The sequence below is a fragment of the Sorangium sp. So ce124 genome (assembly GCF_051525235.1).
Taxonomy (GTDB): Bacteria; Myxococcota_A; Polyangia; order Polyangiales; family Polyangiaceae; genus Sorangium; species Sorangium atrum.
Window position 1 is genome coordinate 6,608,385 of the sequence record NZ_CP150312.1, and the last position, 17,120, is coordinate 6,625,504.

At 72.6% G+C, this 17,120-nt stretch carries 14 protein-coding genes; 8 read left to right on the top strand and 6 right to left on the bottom strand.

Translation table 11 applies throughout. From position 1 onward, the window contains the following. Nucleotides 1-83 precede the first annotated feature (83 nt). The 6 genes from WMF19_RS24670 to WMF19_RS24695 all read left to right on the top strand — a co-directional run bounded on the left by WMF19_RS24670 (nucleotide 84) and on the right by WMF19_RS24695 (nucleotide 7,652). Complete coding sequence (locus WMF19_RS24670) at nucleotides 84-1,529, top strand: hypothetical protein (protein WP_437901371.1); 1,446 nt, start codon at nucleotides 84-86, stop codon at nucleotides 1,527-1,529. A gap of 386 nt (nucleotides 1,530-1,915) precedes the next feature. After that, the gene (locus tag WMF19_RS24675; RefSeq protein ID WP_437901372.1) at nucleotides 1,916-2,782 is read left to right on the top strand and encodes a formylglycine-generating enzyme family protein; all 867 of its coding nucleotides are present in this window, start codon (nucleotides 1,916-1,918) and stop codon (nucleotides 2,780-2,782) included. Nucleotides 2,783-3,045: 263 nt separating this feature from the next. Continuing rightward, complete coding sequence (locus WMF19_RS24680) at nucleotides 3,046-3,903, top strand: 1-acyl-sn-glycerol-3-phosphate acyltransferase (RefSeq protein ID WP_437901373.1); 858 nt, start codon at nucleotides 3,046-3,048, stop codon at nucleotides 3,901-3,903. 223 nt (nucleotides 3,904-4,126) lie between these two features. Next, nucleotides 4,127-5,557, top strand: coding sequence for a serine/threonine-protein kinase (locus WMF19_RS24685; protein WP_437901374.1), 1,431 nt, complete (start codon nucleotides 4,127-4,129; stop codon nucleotides 5,555-5,557). After that, entirely contained in the window at nucleotides 5,554-6,594 is a 1,041-nt protein-coding gene (locus WMF19_RS24690) for a hypothetical protein (RefSeq protein WP_437901375.1), read from the top strand. The genes WMF19_RS24685 and WMF19_RS24690 overlap by 4 nt, the downstream gene beginning before the upstream one ends. Next, nucleotides 6,594-7,652, top strand: a complete 1,059-nt coding sequence (locus tag WMF19_RS24695; RefSeq protein ID WP_437901376.1) for a hypothetical protein — start codon at nucleotides 6,594-6,596, stop codon at nucleotides 7,650-7,652. Before WMF19_RS24690 ends, WMF19_RS24695 begins: the two co-directional genes overlap by 1 nt. A 55-nt stretch (nucleotides 7,653-7,707) precedes the next feature. Here the strand turns inward: WMF19_RS24695 and WMF19_RS24700 are convergent, their stop codons facing one another. From WMF19_RS24700 to WMF19_RS24720, 5 genes are all read right to left on the bottom strand, one after another. Further along, the gene (locus WMF19_RS24700; RefSeq protein ID WP_437901670.1) at nucleotides 7,708-8,508 is read right to left on the bottom strand and encodes a hypothetical protein; all 801 of its coding nucleotides are present in this window, start codon (nucleotides 8,506-8,508) and stop codon (nucleotides 7,708-7,710) included. Between the two features lie 18 nt (nucleotides 8,509-8,526). Then, complete coding sequence (locus tag WMF19_RS24705; RefSeq protein WP_437901377.1) at nucleotides 8,527-9,225, bottom strand: DUF2914 domain-containing protein; 699 nt, start codon at nucleotides 9,223-9,225, stop codon at nucleotides 8,527-8,529. Nucleotides 9,226-9,501: 276 nt separating this feature from the next. Further along, a complete protein-coding gene (locus WMF19_RS24710; RefSeq protein ID WP_437901378.1) occupies nucleotides 9,502-9,696 on the bottom strand; it encodes a hypothetical protein in 195 nt (64 codons plus the stop codon). Nucleotides 9,697-9,983: 287 nt separating this feature from the next. Then, on the bottom strand, nucleotides 9,984-10,217 hold the full coding sequence (locus tag WMF19_RS24715; protein ID WP_012236968.1) for a hypothetical protein: 234 nt from the start codon (nucleotides 10,215-10,217) through the stop codon (nucleotides 9,984-9,986). Nucleotides 10,218-10,313: 96 nt separating this feature from the next. After that, entirely contained in the window at nucleotides 10,314-10,907 is a 594-nt protein-coding gene (locus tag WMF19_RS24720; protein ID WP_437901379.1) for a hypothetical protein, read from the bottom strand. Between the two features lie 226 nt (nucleotides 10,908-11,133). Here WMF19_RS24720 and WMF19_RS24725 point away from each other — a divergent pair, with 226 nt between their 5' ends. Beyond that, complete coding sequence (locus tag WMF19_RS24725; RefSeq protein ID WP_437901380.1) at nucleotides 11,134-12,402, top strand: serine/threonine protein kinase; 1,269 nt, start codon at nucleotides 11,134-11,136, stop codon at nucleotides 12,400-12,402. Further along, nucleotides 12,399-15,629, top strand: coding sequence for a serine/threonine protein kinase (locus WMF19_RS24730; RefSeq protein WP_437901381.1), 3,231 nt, complete (start codon nucleotides 12,399-12,401; stop codon nucleotides 15,627-15,629). Before WMF19_RS24725 ends, WMF19_RS24730 begins: the two co-directional genes overlap by 4 nt. Nucleotides 15,630-15,815: 186 nt before the next feature. Here the strand turns inward: WMF19_RS24730 and WMF19_RS24735 are convergent, their stop codons facing one another. Continuing rightward, on the bottom strand, nucleotides 15,816-16,643 hold the full coding sequence (locus WMF19_RS24735; RefSeq protein WP_437901382.1) for a hypothetical protein: 828 nt from the start codon (nucleotides 16,641-16,643) through the stop codon (nucleotides 15,816-15,818). Nucleotides 16,644-17,120: the final 477 nt, after the last annotated feature.

Sequence of the window (17,120 nt, forward strand, 5' to 3'; positions counted from 1 at the left end):
AGGCGAGGGCTCGGCTGCAAGCGCGCCGAGCGGCGCGAAGCGCTCGCGACGGCGCTCGAACGACGCTACAGGGATCCCACTTCGTGGCGCCCTCCCCCCGCCCCTCCTCTGCCTCTTCCCCCGACACCGACGCGGAGGTGCCGCTCGCCGCGCCGCGCGCCCTTGGCGAGAGCGGCGGCGCGCCGCGCGTCGCTGACGAGAACGCTGCGCCGCGCGCCCCTGGCGAGAGCGGCGGCGCGCCACACGGCGCGCGCGGCAAGCGGCGCCGCCGCGCCCTGATCGCGGCGCTCGTGGTCGTCGCCCTCATCGGGGCCGCCGTCGCCGCGCTCCTCGTGCTCGGTCCGCCCGCGCTCCGCCGGCGCATCATCGCCGAGGCCCGCGCGCGCGGCGTCGCGCTCGATCCTGGCGTGATCGACGTCGATCTCCGCTCGATCCGCCTGCGCGACGGCCGCTTCTCGCTCCTCGGGGTGCGCGGGGTCTCGGGCACGATCGCGCGCGCCACCATCGAGCTGCGCGGGCTCTCGCCCGCGCGGATCGCGACGGAAGGCGTCGAGCTCACCCTCGTGGGGACCGACGCCCTGGAGGATCTGCCGGCGTGGGTCGCGCAGTACGGCCCGCGCGCGGCGGCGCTGCCGCTCACCACGGGCCGCCTCCGCCTCGGTCTCCGGGATCGCGACGGCGGACCGGAGGTGCTCGTGCTGGCCGACGGCGCCCTCGAGCGGCGCGCGGCCGCCCCGGTCGAGGGCGCCGCCGCGCCGCCCGGCGCGCCGCGGCCGGAGATCGGCGTCCTGAAGCAGGCCCGCGTGCTCGTCGCCGGCAAGGAGATCGCGCGCACCGACATCGCCTGGTCCCTCGGCGCAGCCTCGATCTCCCTCGGCTTCGGCGGCGAGGACCTCGTCTCCGCGCCGCTCAGGGCCGAGCTCCGCCCACGCCCCTCGCCGAGCGCCTCGATCGAGCTCGCGCCGACGCCGCTCTCCGCCGTGGGCGCGCTCCTCGGCGTCGACGTCGGCGCCTCGACGATGGTCGTCGCCGGAACGCTCGAGCTGCGGCTCGCGGATGGGGCGGACCGGACCGCCCTGTCCGAGGGGCCGCTCGAAGGGCCGATCGCGCTCACGGTGAAGGGCTTCACCCTGCCCCACCCCAGGGAGCTCGACGGGCTCCTCTTCGGCAACACCACGACCGTCAAGGCGGACGCGAGCATCTCGGCGGACCGCCGGCGCGTCGCGCTGAGCGGCGTGGAGGTCGCCGCCGGCGCGCTGAAGCTCAAAGGAACGGGCACCGTCGAGCGCAGCGGCGCGGACGCCGCGATCGCGATGGATCTATCTGGATCCATCCCATGCTCGCTCCTGGCCGGCTCGGCTGCGATGTCGCACCTGACCGGCGCCGTGGGGCTGCTCGCGCGCGACCTGGTGAGCCGCGCGCTCGCAGGCTCGGTGGCGGTCCAGGTCCACGTCGACGCGCGCGCGAGCCGGCTGACCGCCGCGCGTGTCACGCCGAGCGCGATCCTCCGTTGTAAGCTCCGCTTCTAGCGGGTCGCTCCGCCGCGCCGGGTCCCGCGACCCGGAACCCAGAACCCGAATCCCGGGAGGAAAGGACGGTAGGGCGCCAACGAAGCGGATAGCCCTGGAATTTTCTCTTCCTGGCATTCAAGGTACCCCCGTCGCGGCTCGACGGTCGAACTGCTTTATGCTTTTCCCGGCGCTTTCGCTTCCGAGCACCGCTGTCGCGCCTTGCCGTCCCCTGCGGGAGCACTCCGTCCGAGAGCCGCGAGGATCGATGAGGGAGGAAGGCGGAGGGCGAATGTCTGTGTCGAGGACGATCCGACGCGATGAGCCACGGCGCGGAGCACGGGAGGCGCGGCGCGCGCTCGACGCGCGACCGCCGCTCTGACACGTTGTTCGATGAGGAGCCCGCAATGCGCTCTGGAGCTCTCCCCCTCGCCGCTCGGCTCACCTCGCTGATAGGGCTCGTGGCGCTCTTCAGCGCTGCCTGCAACGGCGGTCTCGGCGCCGGCATGGACGACGCCCCGGGCGGCGGGGGCGCGGCGGCGGCGTCGTCCTCGTCGGCCTCCGTGGCATCCTCGTCACCCTCCGTGACATCGGGCGGAGGCAGCGGCGCAGGCGACGGCGGGGGCCCCGGAGAAGGCGGCGGCGGGGGAGGCAGCGGCGGAACCGACGAGCAGGACTTCCCCCTCGACACGGCGCCGCCGGCGCCCTGCCCGCCCGACATGGCGGAGGTCGAGGGATACTGCATCGATCGCTTCGAGGCGCCGAACGTGGAAGGCGCCCTGCCGCTCGTCATGGAGAGCGCCGTCTCGGCGCACGCCTGGTGCGAGGAACGCGGAAAGCGCCTCTGCACCGAGGACGAGTGGGACACGGCGTGCCAGGGCCCCGAGGCGTTCGTCTATCCGTACGGGAACACCCACGAAGCGGAGCGCTGCAACGACAACAAGACGTGGAGAGCGCCCGACGAGGGCGCGCTCAGCTCCTGGCCTTCCGATGGAGCGCTGGCCGAGGTCCAGGCGCTGTACCAGGCCGAGCCGAGCGGCTCGCGACCTGGGTGCGCGAGCGCGTTCGGCGTCCACGACATGACGGGGAGCGTCGAGGAGTGGGTGGTGCGCACCCAATATCACGTCAACGAGTATCCTCACGTCCTCAAGGGCTGTTACTGGTCCGGCTGCTTCGGCGGCGCGAAGCCGCGGTGCGGCTCCACGAACCCGGCGCACGGGGACGGGTTTCGCTTCTACGAGACCGGCTTCCGGTGCTGCCGCGACGTCGAGTGAGCGACCCGGCGGCGACGCTCCGGCCCGCACAGGAGCGGCCCGACGGCGCGGCGCGCAGCGGACGTTCGGCGCGAGCGCAGGCGGCGCGCAGCGGACGTTCGGCGCGAGCGCAGGCGCAGCGCCGCCGGTGACCGACGCGATCCCGCGCCGTGGCCTCGCGACAGGCAACCTGAACGAACCGCTTCCCCTCGGTCCGGCCGCACGCTAGGGCACCCTGAACGGTGCTGACCTTACCGAGAGAGCCTCGCCCCAGCCTTGACCTCGTGAAGGACGCGATCGCGGCGTTCGCGCTCAAAGGCCGCGGGCGCGCCCGCCCGGACGATCTCGACGCGCGCGATCCGGCGTTCATCGCCCGGGTGCTCCCGCTGCTCGGCTTCCTCTACGACGACTACTTCCGCTGCGAGACCGAGCTCGAAGAGCAGCTGCCCGACGGCCCCTTCCTCGCCGTGAGCAACCACAACGCGATGACGGGAATGCCCGATATGTACTGCCATATGACGGCGTTCTGGCGCCTTTATGGGCCATCGCGGCCGTCCTACGGGCTGATGCACGATCTTCCGTTCAACGTCCCGAAGGCCGGCGCCTGGCTCAACGCCTGCGGCGCCATCGCGGCAAGCCCGGAGAACGGGCGGCGAGCGCTCGCCCGGGGCGCGGCGGTGCTGGTCTTCCCCGGCGGCGATCTCGACGCGTGCAAGCCGAGCTCGGCGCAGTACACGATCCGCTTCGGCCGGCGCCGCGGCTTCGTCCGGCTCGCCATCCGCGAGGGCGTGCCGATCGTGCCGATCGTGAGCGTGGGCGCGCACCAATCCCTCTACATCGCCACGGATGGGAGCAGACTGGCCAGGTGGCTCCGCCTCCCCGAGCTCGCGCGCTCGAACGTCGCGCCGCTCGGCCTCGCCCTGCCGTGGGGGCTCATCGTCGGCATCCCGATCCCCCATGTGCCCCTGCCGGTGAAGATCCACACGCGGGTGCTCCGCCCGCTGCACCTCGGGCTCCCGAGAGAGGCCGCGAGCGACCCGGACGAGGTCGAGCGCGCATTCGCGCGGATCGTCGCGCGCATGGAGGCCGGGCTGGACGAGCTCCGGACGGCGGGCAGGCACGGTCTATTCCCGCGTGGTTGATGGGCCGTGCGGTTGATGGGCTGCGTGGTTGATGGGCCGCGCGGTTGACGGGCGAACCGCAGGAGAGTGGCGGCGCGGTGGCGTGCGTGGCGTCCGGAGCGCGCCCGGGGCCCGAGCGGGCAGCGCGCGGCGCTCCAAAACCAGCGGGCGCGCGACAAAGGGCGCTGGGCCTCGCGCAGCGCTCGGAAAACCGAGTCCGTTCATGTAGGCTTGAGCGCCAGCCGTGACCCCCGACCGCACCGCGCAGCTCCTCGCACCGCTGGCCCAGCCGGGAGAGCTCATCGCAGCCAAGTACCGCGTCGAGCGGGTCGTGGCCATCGGCGGTATGGGCGTCGTACTGGCGGCGCGCAACGAGGATCTCGACCAGAAGGTCGCCATCAAGATCCTGCGCCAGGACGCCCTCGCGAACCAGGAGGCCGTCACGCGCTTCCTGCGGGAGGCGAGGACGGCGGCGCGCCTGTCGGGCGAGCACGTCGCGCGCGTGTTCGACGTCGGCACCACCGAGACCGGCGTGCCCTTCATGGTGATGGAGTTCCTGACCGGGCTCGATCTCCAGCAGGTCATCGATACCCACGGTCCGCTGCCCATCCAGGACGCTGTCGACTACGTACTGCAGGCCCTCGAGGCCGTGGCCGAGGCGCACGCGGCCGGCGTCGTCCACCGGGACATCAAGCCTTCGAATCTGTTCCTCGCCGAGCACACGGACGGCACACGGCACATCAAGGTCCTCGATTTCGGCATCTCGAAGGGGCAAGGCCTCGACTCGCCGGCGGAGCCGGGGCTCACGTCGACGAAGCAGGTGATGGGCTCGCCCGGGTACATGTCGCCCGAGCAGATGATGGCGCCGAGGACCGTCGACGGGCGCGCCGACGTCTGGTCGTTCGGTGTGCTGCTCTACACGCTGGTGACGGGCGAGCCGCCATTCCAGGGCGAGACCGTCGCCGCGGTGATGGCGAACATCCTGCACCAGCCGGTGCCGCGGCTGCGCGACAAGCGCAGCGACGCGCCCGCCACGCTGGAGCGCATCGTCTCGCGCTGCCTGGAGCGCGACGTGAGCGAGCGGTACGCCAACGTCGGCAAGCTCGCGCAGGCCCTCGAGCCGCTCGGGTCGAGCTTCGCGAAGCTCTCGACCTCGCGCATCCAGAGCGCGATCGGCGCGGCGTCGCCGGCCGGACAGACGTTGCTCAACTCGCGGGCGGCCGAGGACAGCGACAGGCTGTCCGGCGCGTCATGGTCGCACACGAGCAACCGGCGCCGCTCGCGGCGCAGGCTGCTCGTCGCCGCCGGCGTGGCCGCGCTGGTGGCCAGCGCGGCCGGGGCGGGCATGTGGCTCGTCGCGAGCGTGCAGGTGGTGGCGTCGCAGGCGCCGAGCGCCGCCGTGTCACGCCAGCCCGAGCGCGCCGCGGCCGACGCGCTCGGGCCCGAGTCGCCCGCCGCAGCGCCGAGCGCTCCAGCGGCGACCGCCAGCGCCGCGACCGAGGCGTCGAGCCCGGCGGCGCCGCCGGCGTCTGCGCCGAGCGCGGCTCCCACGGGCAGCGCTGCGGCCGACGCGCGCCCGAAGGCGACCGCCTCCGGAGCGCCGCTCAAGCCGGGCCACCCGCCGAGACAGCCGAGGTCGATCAGCGAGGACGAGATGCTGAGGAGCCGCCATTGAGATCGTTACGAGCGCGACACGCGGGCGCATGGCTCGCGCTGCTCTGTGGGACCAGCCTGACCTCACCGCTCCTGGCGCAGCCGACCGCGGCGGACAAGGCGCTCGCCGAGGGGCTGTTCCAGGACGGCAAGAGGCTCATGGACGAGGGCAAGCTCCAGGAGGCCTGTCCGAAGCTCGCGGAGAGCCAGCGCGTGGATCCAACGGTCGGGACGCTGCTCAACCTGGCGGTCTGCCACGAGAAAGAGGGCAAGACGGCCAGCGCGTGGGCCGAGTTCACGGAGGCGTCCTCGCTCGCGGCGAGCGCCGGGCAGCAGGATCGCGCCCAGTTCGCGGCCAAGCGCGCGTCCGAGCTGGAGGCCAGGCTGACGCGCCTCGTCCTCGACGCGGCGCAGGCGACGCAGACGGCTCCTGCGATGACGATCACGCTGAACGGCAAGGAGCTGAGCGCCGCCGCGGCCGCGGGCTCCGGCATCCCCGTGGATCCGGGCACGGCGACGATCGAGGCCAAGGCGCCGGGCAAGCAGCCCTGGTCGCAGCGGGTGACGCTCGACCCCGGGCCCAGCACGACGCGGGTGACCATCCCGCCGCTCGCGGACGTCGCCGTTCAGGCGGCGAAGGCGGCTCCCCCTGCCCCGCCGCGCCCGCCGCCTGCCCGTCCGGAGGCCGCGAGGCCCGCGGCGACAGGCAACCCGATGCGCGCGCTCGGCTTCGTCGCTGGCGGCGTCGGCATCGCCGGGCTCGGCGTGGGGGCGGTGTTCGGGGTGCTGACGATACAGAAAGCGGGGGATGTCGAGGAGGGGTGCAGCGGTAGCTTCCGCTGCAGCCGCGCGGACGTCGAGGCGAACGAGAGCGCCCGGACGAAGGCGATGGTCTCGAACATCGCGATCGGCGCGGGGCTTGTGTGCCTCGGGGCCGGCGTCGCGATGGTGCTGATGTCCCCTCGTTCGCCGGAGCAGGCTGCCGCGGTAGAGCGCGTGTGGGTCGCGCCCAGCGTCGCTTCGGACGGGGGGCGCGTGGTGCTCGGAGGCCATTGGTGATGCGAAGCTCGACGTGCTCTGCCGTGACGCTGGCGCTCGCCGCGCTCGCGCCGGGCCTCAACGGCTGCGCGGAGATCGCGGGGCTCGAGGATCGCCGGGTGATCCCGCTGCTCGTGATCGCCCAGAACCAGGCAGAACCTCGCGCCATCGCGCTCGACGAGGAGGCGATCTACTGGACCAACGGGCGGAGCGACGGGACGCAGGAGAGCTCCACGGGCGGCGCGCTCCGGAGGCAGATCAAGGATGACTGGGAGGTCGTCGATCTGCTCGAGCCTTCCAGCGAGGCGCCCGAGGCCATCGCGGTGGACGCGACGCACATCTACTGGTCGAGCACCGACACCCGATATGCCAACGAGAACTGCATGGGTACGGGGAGCACACGTGACAAGCTGCTGAGGCTGCCGAAGGACGCCAGGTTCCCCGCGGCTCCCGTGACCGCCGAGACGACCCTCTGGCAAGGTTGCGGCAAGATAAGCACCCTCGTGCTCGGCAGCTCCCGGGTCTACGGAGCGCGGACCTCGGGCCACCGCGTCACGTGGACCGAGAAGGACGAGAGCGACGAGGGCAGTTACCCCACCGGGGTCTCCGAGCCGAACGGGGCCCCCGTCGGCGTCGCGACGGACAGGAACATCGTCTATTTCACGGACAAGGCATCAGGGACGATCTTCGTCGACGACGTGGGCAACGACGAAAAGGAGAAGGCCGTCCTCGAAGGTCTCGTGGATCTGGGTCAGATCGTCATCGACGACGCCAACCTCTACTGGGTCGCCGGGAACAGCGTATGGCGGTACCCGCGGAGCCAGCCGCCGGGAGAGGACCCGGTGCCCCTCCTCGAGGGGCTGTCGAGCCCGCCCACGGGGCTCGCCGCGTACGAGGACTACCTCTATGCCACCGTCGAGGCGGCGGGGACCGTCTACCGGTTCCGCAAGGACACGGCCGGCGCTCAGGAGGAGATCGCAACGGGTCAGGAGGGGCCGAAGGGCATCGCCGCGGACGGGACGGGCGTCTACTGGACGAACTCCGTTTCGGGACAGATCGTCCGCTTCAACGACGAGTGACCCGCAGCCGCCGGCCAGGCGGCCTCCTCGCTCGGGCCGCTGGGCCCTCGTCGTCTCAATCGATCTGCAGGTGGTAGTGCGGCGGCCGCGACTCCTCGAGCGCGAACACGCCCCCGACCTCGTCGACCCCCTCGAGGAAGGCGCGCTTCTCCGCGGGCGTCATGTCCCGGTTCCGGATGTCTACGGCGCCCTCCCGGAGGTGCGCCGAGATGAACACGCCGCGATCGATCTGGGCGCGGATCACCCGCTCGAGGGCGGCGATCATGGCCTCCGGCGGGTGCTCGGCCGAGCGCTCCTCGTCGTAGGCGCTCTTGATCTCGCGCACCGCCGTCTTGTCCTTGTAGAGGCCGAGGACGTCGGCGCCGTGCCGGAAGAGCTCGTGCATCGCCTCGGCCTGTCGCGCGGGATCCCGCGTGCCGCTCGTGACCACGAGCTCCTTTCCGGTTCGCCGGAAGTAGGCGGACGCGATCTTCTCGACCTTCTGCTCCACGGCGGGCGCGAGCTCGACGCCAGGCAGGAGCACGTAGCGGCGCTCCTCGTCGGCCTCCGCCGGCGCCGCGCCGGGCGCCGGAGCCTGCGCGGGCGGCTCGGCGTCGGAGGGCTCGGCGTCGGGGGGCTCGACCTCGTCGTTCTCCTGGACGTGCAGCGAGAGCACCCTGGCGGCGGGGCCGTCGGGCACCCAGAAGGCGAACCCCACCTGCGCACCGAGGGCGGGGACGGTCGCAGGCGGGCGTGGCGTCCCGACAAGCTCGGGCGCAGGCGCGGCCCGGGAGACGCAGCCGCCCGCAGCGAGCGCGAGCGCGATGACGACGGCGCGGCGAGCGCCCTGGAGAGCAGAAGAGCGCGAGCACAACATGCGAGCCACGGGCGCCTCCTACTTCGTGATCGTGAACGAGGCGCGCGCGAGCTCCTTGCCCGCCGCGTCGCTGACCGTCACCGCCCAGAGCCCCGCCGAGCGCGCCTTCCGCGTGGCAGCCCACGTACGGAAGCGCCGTTGCGCGCCGACCGCGAGGGGGATGCGCAGGGGCGCGCTGCCATCGGGCGGCGTGAAGGTGACGCTGATCTCCGAGGTGGCCTGGTCCTTGTTCGAGAGCTCGACGAAGGCGTAGAGGCGGTCGATCTCCGCGCTCGCGAACGAGGTCGCCGGCTCGATCGGCTCGCGGCCGGCGATGCCCTTCGAGACGACGAGCCGCATCACCTGGAGCTCGGGCGCCCGAGCGGCGCCCTCTCCCACGCCGCCCTGCGCCGCGCCCGCGGCGGTGCGCCCCTCCTGAGCCGACCCCGACCTGCGGCGACGCTCCCGTGCCGGGCCGCGGGCGGGCGACGCGTTCGCCGCGTCGCTGCGGCCCTCCTCCGCGGCAGCGCCGCTCGCGGCGGCCCGGGCCGCGTCCGGTCGCGCCTCGCCCGCCGCGGCTGCGCTCGCCTGCCCTTCGGCCCCGCCGCCCGGCCTTCCCTCTGCCAGGCGGTTCAGCGCGGGAAGCTCTTCCCGGGAGATCCGCGCGATCGCCTCGCTCGGATCGCTGCAACCGAGCCCCGCCCCGCCGAGAGCGGCGGCGGCGAGCGCCAGGACCATGGTTTTCCGTGTCGTTCCCCGGGTGTCCACACCGACGAGGTGCCACGATTCAGCGGAGGGGGCGAAAAAACGACAACCCGACGGCCAGCGGCCCCGCGGCTCGCGCCGGACTCACGAGGGATCGTCGCCGCACGCTGGACGCGGGGTCCGGGGCGCAGCCACCTCGAGGTTCCGAGATCTCATCAGGGAATTCCTGATGTGTGGCAGCACCGCGCCGCGGCGTGCCGGCGCTCCGGTGGGAGCCCACGTCCGCGAGGCGCCTCGCGGCGCGAGGGGTCAGTGCTTCGGACGGGACCGACGCGGACCGTTGGTCGACTCGCCTTCTGGCGTCGTACCGAAGCTGGTGATCGCGCTGTCTTCGATCATCAGGATGAGCAGGCCCCCGCTCGCGCCTCGTGCCGTCTTCGCCCGGGATCCCTGGCTTGTCTCCCGCGACGAGGGGTCCGAGCTCTCCGCTGCGATCCGCTTCATCTCCAACTCCTTCAAGACTTCAGTCCTGCTGTTCACGCCCCGGCCGGCTGACGTGCGTGGACTTCCGTGCACCGCGTCTGGGGCGAAAACCGAACCGGGCGCGAGAACGCCAATATTCGCAGAATAGTCACGGATTCGACTGAAAATCACCTGGAAAGCGCCACGCCCGGGAATTCGTTCCGGCAGAGGCTCGAGCGTTGGTTTCCACTTCTACTTCTACTTCCACCGGGATCTATCGAGATTTCATCGAGATTTCAGCGGAGGTCGCGAGGCGGCGCGACAGGGATTCAGCGGCGGCCGAAGCCCGGCAGCTGGCGGGTCGCGGCCACCACCTCGTCGCAATCGATACAGCGCATGAGCCCGTCGACCAGCTCCATGCTACCGAGGCTGCCGCACTCCGGGCAGCGGTTGGCGAGCTGGTGCTTGCTCTCCTCGCAGAGCCGGCTCTGCTCCGCCTCGGCCTCCGCCTCGACACGGAAGATCTCGGCCGGCGTGCGCGCCTCTCGCTTTCGGTCGTCCATGGCGCGCAACGTATCATGTGCTCGGCGCGCGCTGCGAGCGCAGCGCGCCGCCCTCGCAGCGCGCACGGCCGCGCGGGCTCTCGGCCCCTCGATCGCTCACCGTGCGGACTCGATCATGCCCCGGAACGCCGACCGCGCCGACTGCACGGTCTCGTCGGGGCCGACGATCCTGAAGAACCAGTTTCCGCGATCCGGCGCCCTCACCGCCGCGCCGATGAGCCGGTAGTGGTCCTTCACCATCTCCACGGGCGATCGCTTGCGGGCGCCGGACTGCGGCCCGAGCGCGATCTTGTAGGTGCCGGCCACCTCGACCAGCTCGACAGGCATGCCGCGCACCTCGAACGACGCGCGTCCGGCCTTCGCCCCGACGTCGCCATCGAACTGCGCGAACCACTCGTCGAAGCGCGCGTCGACGTCTCCTTTGCTCCCCAGACCGAACGAGAGGACCTGCACCTCGGCGTCCTCCTTGTCGTTCGCCGCCCTCGGCACCTTGTAGAGGGCCTTGCGCGAGCCGTCGCGCGGCACGTCGAGCGCGGCCCAGCTCCCCGGAACGTCCCACGCGAGCCGCGCGGCGGCGGGCGCGCTGGAGACGGCCGGCGGCGGCTCCGGCTCCGCCGGGGTCCTCGAGCAGGCCGAGACCGCGAGCGCCATCATCGCCGCTCGAGCGAACGACACCCGGCGTGGGAGCATGGGGGCGGTTCTACCACCGCGCCCTCCATCGCAGCGCAGGATTTCGATATCCCGCGCAGCGGGGAACCGCGATCCTCTCCTCGGGCGACGAGCCGCCCGAACGGGGGACGTTGCGCTCGCTGGAGGGACCCGGCGCGATCCGAGCCCAGGCTCAGGTGTAAGCCCTCGGCCTTGCTCGCACGTAGAAGAGACGCCCGGCCAGGGAGAGGGAGAGGAGACGGCGCGCATGGATCAGATCGGCGAGTACCTCGTTCGACGCCTCGTCGGCGAGGGCGGGATGGGCAAGGTCTACGAGGGCGAGGAGCGCCTGTCGCGCCGGCGCGTCGCGCTGAAGGTGCTCCGCCCCGAGCTCGCCCGGAGCGAGCAGGGGCGCCGGCTCTTCCTGAACGAGATGCAGATCCTCGCCCACCTCGAGCACCCGAACATCGTCCGGAGCCTCGCCAGCATCGAGGCCTCCGGCGAGCTCGTGATGGTGCTCGAGTACCTGGACGGCCAGACGCTGCGGTCCGTCCTTGGCGCCGCCGGCCGCCTCCCCTGGCCGGAAGCGGTGCGGATCACGGTCAGCGTGGCGAGCGCCCTCGCGGCGGCCCACGGGCAGCAGCCGCCCGTGATCCACCGCGATCTCAAGCCCGAGAACATCATGGTGCAGCGGGACGGCGGCGTGAAGGTGATGGACTTCGGCATCGCCAAGGTCGTGGAGGCGATGAACCAGACCAACACGCAGAGCGTCGGCACCCTCCAGTACATGAGCCCGGAGCAGATCGACGCGCGATCCATCGATCACCGCTCGGATCTCTACTGCCTCGGGCTCATCCTGTACGAGGCGCTCTCCGGCAGCCCGCCGTTCCAGTCGGCCTCGCCGCGGGAGCTGCTCAACCTGCAGTGCACGGCAGAGCCGCCGCCGCTCAGCGACGAGGTGCGGAGCGGGCTGCCCCGCGGCGTCGAGCAGCTGCTCTTCCAGCTGCTCGAGAAGGCGCCCGAGGATCGGCCGTACCTCGCTCAGGACATCGTGGATCGGCTGGAGCCGTTCCAGACCGCGGTGAGCGCGCCGCTCCGCGCCGGAGATCGCGTCCGCACGAGCGCGCCGCACCACGCCGGCGACCATGACCGCGAGATCGCCCCGCACCGCACTGGCGACCGCGACCGCGCGAGCTCGCCGCACCGCACCGGAGATCGCGACCGCGCGAGCTCGACGCATCGCGCTGGCGACCGCGACCGCGCGAGCTCGCCGCACCGCGCCGAGGACCACGACCGCGCGAGCTCGCCGATCGCCGCGCGCGTCACCGGCGGAGCGGACGCGCCTCGCGCCGATACGATCGCGCTGGTCGAGCAGATCGACAGGCCGCGCGACGTCCCGATCAGGCTCGCGATCGCGATCATCGTGACGCTGTCGGCGCTAGCGGGCCTCGGGACCTGCGCGCTGCGCTCGACGAACGGCGCGCCGGAGACGCCCGCCAGCACCGCGACGCCGACCTCCCCGGAGCGGGCGCGGTGAGGCGGGCGTCGCCAGAGCAAGCGGGCTACACGGAAGGCGCGCCCCTCCCGGCCGTGGGCTGCGCCGCGCGATGGCGCTGCGGCGCAGGCGCAGTCGAAGAGCTGTGGCGGCTCGGCGGGGCGGACCAGGACGCTCCCGCTCCGGCAGGGCCCGAGCCCCAGGCCGTCGCGGCGCGCCTCCTGTCGCTCGGGAGCGCCGGCGTCGGGGGCTTCATCGACGGCGGCGTCGCCTCGCCGGCCGAGGGCGAGCGCGCCGCCGCGGCGAGCCCGGGCGGCGCGCGCGTCTGGCTCGTGCGGCGGCTCGCGGGCGCGCCCCTCTCGGATTGGATGCGCGCGCGGCGCGGGCCCGTTCCCTTCCAGGAGGTGCTCGGGCTCGCCATCCAGGTCGCCCGCGCGCTCGCCGCGTGCGAGCGGGCCAGCCTGTTCCCCGGTCCGCTCTCGCCCGACGCGGTCCTCGTGGACGACGGGGGCCGCGTCACGCTGCCCGCGAGCGCGCTCGTCGCCGCCCTCGTCGGGGCGCCGCCGAGCCGCGGCGCCGCCACGGCGCCCCGCGCCGAGGGCGCGCGGGTGTCCTCGGAGATCCCGCCGCTCTGGACGCCGCCCGCGCAGGCCGACGGCGCGATCTGGGACAGCGCCGCGAACCGGTACGCGCTCGGGCTCGTGCTCTACCGCCTGCTCGCGGGAGAGCACCCGTTCGCCGGCGCTGGCCTGCGGCACGCGCTCGGCGAGGCCGCTCGCGCGGAGCCGCCGCCGTTCATCGAGGGCGTCGCGACCTCGCTCCCCGCGGGCCTGCAGGGCTACGTGCTGCGGCTGCTCCATCCGGACCCGTCGGAGCGGCCGCCGCGCGCCGAGGAGATCGCCGATGCGCTGAGCGGGTTCCTCGACGAGCGCCCGCCGGCGCTTCCCGTGCACGCCGGCCGGACCTCCCGCCGCGCTGGCGCGGCCACCTCGGCGAGGACCGGCCCCGCGCCGCGCGAGCGCGCGCGCCCGGGCGACGCGGGCGACGCGGGCGACCACCACCCGCCGCGCGGCTCAGCCGGCGCAGCGGCTCGGCTGTGGCGGATCGCGCCCCTCGGCGCCGGCGCGCTGATCGCGTCGGCCGCGCTCGCGCTCTCGCAGGGCGAGCCCGGTCCAGCGGCGCAGCGCGCGGTCGCCGTCGCGCCGGTCGTGCCGCTCGCGCAGGCGCGGACGGCGGCGGAGGACTGCGCGGCGTGCCACGGCCGCCAGGCCGCGGAGTGGCGCCGCTCGGTGATGGCGCACTCGGTGAAGAGCCCGCTCTTCAACGCCCTGGAGAGCCTCATCGAGGAGCAGGTCGGCCGCACCGTCGACTGCCCGAACGGCGCGGGCATCCTGCGCAAGGCCGATCCCGCGCGCGCCTGCCGCGACGGGCGGAGCGGCGTCGCGGTGACCGGCTCGGGCGGCGAGCACTGGTGCGTGAACTGCCACAGCCCGGCGGAGAACCTCGACGCCGCGATGCCCGCGTGGGACGGCCGCGCCGGCGGCGATCCCCGCGCGCGCCTCCCGGTGCGTGACCTGCTCACCCGGCGTGGCCTGGAGGGGATCTCCTGCAGCTTCTGCCATCAGGTGCACGGCCCGGTCGGCCCGCGCGGGCGCGCCGGGTACCAGGGCAACCCGACGTGGACGTCCTTCGTGACGGGCGCCGTCTTCGCTGCGCGCCCCGAGGACGGCCGCGGCCTGTTCGGGATCGCCAACAGCGGCTACGACCTCCGCCCCGAGGAGCTGCTGCTCCCCTCGGGTCAGGGCGCAGCCCCGCGCGCCGGGCTCCAGCCGACGGGATCGGCGGGCGCCATCGAGCCCGTGGTGCACGGTCGACCGTCGGCGAGCGCGAGGGCGTACCTGCGCTCCAGCGAGTTCTGCGGGGCGTGCCACGACGTGCGCCTCTTCGGCAGCGACAGCCTCGCCGCCGCGCGGGGCGAGCACTTCAAGCGGCTGCGCAACGCCTACACCGAGTGGTCGGACTGGGCGAGGTCCGAGGAGCGCGCGGGCCGCCCGGCAGCGACCTGCCAGGACTGCCACATGAGCACTTACCCGGGCGTCTGCGAGGCGACCCCGGCGGCGGGCGCCGCGCAGGCGTCGCCGGCAGATCCCGAGTGCCCGCCCGGCACGCGCTTCTCCCCGCGAACGCCTGGCGCGCGCCCTCGGGGCCGGATCGCGGATCACTCGACCGCTCCGGCGGACGTCGCGACCCATTACTTCTCCGGCGTGGATGTACCGCTGTCGGACGAGTTCCCCGACGCGCTGATCGATGAGCCGTCGCTCGACGTGCACGGCATTCCGGCGGGCGCGCGCCGCCGCCGCGATCTCTTGCTCCGCCACACGTTCCGCTTCGAGCTCGGCGCCGCGCGCCGCGCCGGCGCGGCCGGGGATCGCGTCGAGATCCCGGTCGAGATCGAGAACACCGGCGCCGGGCACAAGGTGCCGGCCGGCTTCAGCCAGGAGCGCGAGTTCTGGGTTCACCTCGTGGTGAAGGATCGAGAGGGGCGCGTGGTCTACGAGGTCGGCCGGATCGACCGCGCCGACGAGGATCTGAGAGACAAGGTGTTCGCCCGGGTGACCACCGATCCAGACGCGAACAGCCCCTTCGCGCCGGCGGGCGCTCCAGGCGGGTTGTTCGGCGCGGACGTGCGCGACGGGCCTGATGTCCCCCTCTGGGCCCCACCCCCACGGCTCGGCGGCACCTCGTTCCGGGGGCGGGGGCTCATCAACTTTCAGAACGGCTTTCTACGTTGTGTCCGATGCATCGGCGTCGTGGCCGCGGACGGCGCCTGCCAGGCCGGGCCCGGCCAGGGGCTGCACCACGCCGATCGGTTCGCGGACGGCGATTACGACCTGGACACGGGCGCTTGCGGCTCGAACCTGTCGGGGCAGAACGCCTTTCTCGAGACGTATTTTCCGGTCGGCGCGCTGGACGCGAGCCGAGGCGTCGTGAAAGGGCCGGACGCGATCATCGATACGCGCTCCGTGCCGCCCGGCGTGCCGATCCGGTACACCTACGATCTCCGCACCGGCCAGCGGCGCGGCCCGCTCCGGGCCGAGGCGAGGCTGCTCTTCCGGGCGTTTCCCCCGTTCCTGATCCGCGCCTTCGCCGCGTACGAGCGGGAGCAGGCGCGGCGCGGCCTGCGGCCGAGCGGCCCGCTGGTCACCGACGCGATGCTCGAACGCCTCGAGATCGTCGAGCTCGCGCGGGCCGAGGTCGAGATCCCCTGAGCCGAGGTCGCCGCGATGGATCAACGGACGCAACAGACGCAAACGATGCGACGGACGAGGCCGGCACCTCGACGCGCCGGCCGACAAAAAGGGGCAAGCCCCTACCCCGGCCTGCGGGGTAAGGGCTTCGCTGGTCAGGCGCTGACGAGCTCAGCGCGCCGTGGTCATGAAAAGCGTCGCCGTCGATCAGGGAGGGGGCGGGGGCGGATCGGTCGGGATCGGAGCCGGCAGCTTGAACAGCCTGCCGATGCGGTAGGGGCGCGTGGAGGGCGAGTAGTAGCTCGTCGTCGACGACGTGACGCTCCACGTGAAGCCGAGCAGGACGTCCGTGAGCGAGTCGGTGTACACACGCACATAGCCCGTCCCGGCGCCCGGCGTCATGTAGCCGCCGGTGCACTGCCCGCTCCACCGGCTGTCCTTGTACTTGCCCTCGGCGCACCCGTGCGACGCGCTGGTCGAGTCCGCGATCGGCACGGCGTACTGCCTCGTCTTCGAGTAGCGGGGGTTGATCTGCGGGAGGATCTCCTCCGGCGCGCCGGTGATGATCATCGTGTGACCGGCGAGGGTGGAGGTGGTGCCATCGGGGTTGACCACGATCGCGGTGTCGATGGTGAAGACATCACCCTTCTGGATGTCGACCGCCCGTTCGACACGGCGGAAGTACGTCTCGAACCCGGGAGGGGTCGCTCCGACCTTCGGGCTCGCGTTGACGAGATCGAAATAGTAATCGGACGTCGGGCTGTTCTTGCCCCACATCGAATAGATGTCCAGGCTGGAGTACCCCATCGCCTTCTGCAGCGACAACGTGAAGAAGCACGCGGCCTTGGTCATGCCCGTCCACGCCTTCGACTGGTCAGGGTCGTCCCAGTTCATGAAGCACTCGGGCTGAGTGCCCCACTCGTTGCTGACGGCGTTGTCGATGAACTCGACCGCCCAGTCCTCGGGACCCTTCGCGCTCGCGGAAGCCGAAGCGAGCGTGATGAAAGACGCGGCAGCCAGGGAAGCAACAGCCAAACTCGTCGTGCGCCTACTCATACTTCTACCTCGTTGATTTTGAATGACATTGCATGTGCACTCAAGAACAGATGCTAGTCATTTCATGCCGAACCCTCAAACGAACCCTGGCGCCGAAGATGCCGAGTCTAGCAGGATGGATATTCACTGTAATCGGCTTGGGTGTCAAGGCATTTTCGGGACGCTCGTCCTTTTTCTGCACCTTCTCGAACGTGAAGTAATACCATGTCGTCCCTTAAGACAGCGGATGCGCGACGGTGTGGAGCGACGGTATCCGACGCCATGACACGCCGGCCTCGTCTGCTCCTCCGCGTCGGCACCCGCGCCCGCGCCCACGTTCTTCGCGCGGGTTGTGTTCCTTGCGCGCCTTGCGCGCCTTGCGCCGCTTGCACGCCTTGCGCCGCTTGCTGGGTTCCCGTCGACCTCGCTCCGCGGGGCGGCTCAGGCCGTGATCGCGCGACGAAGGCGGGTCGGGAG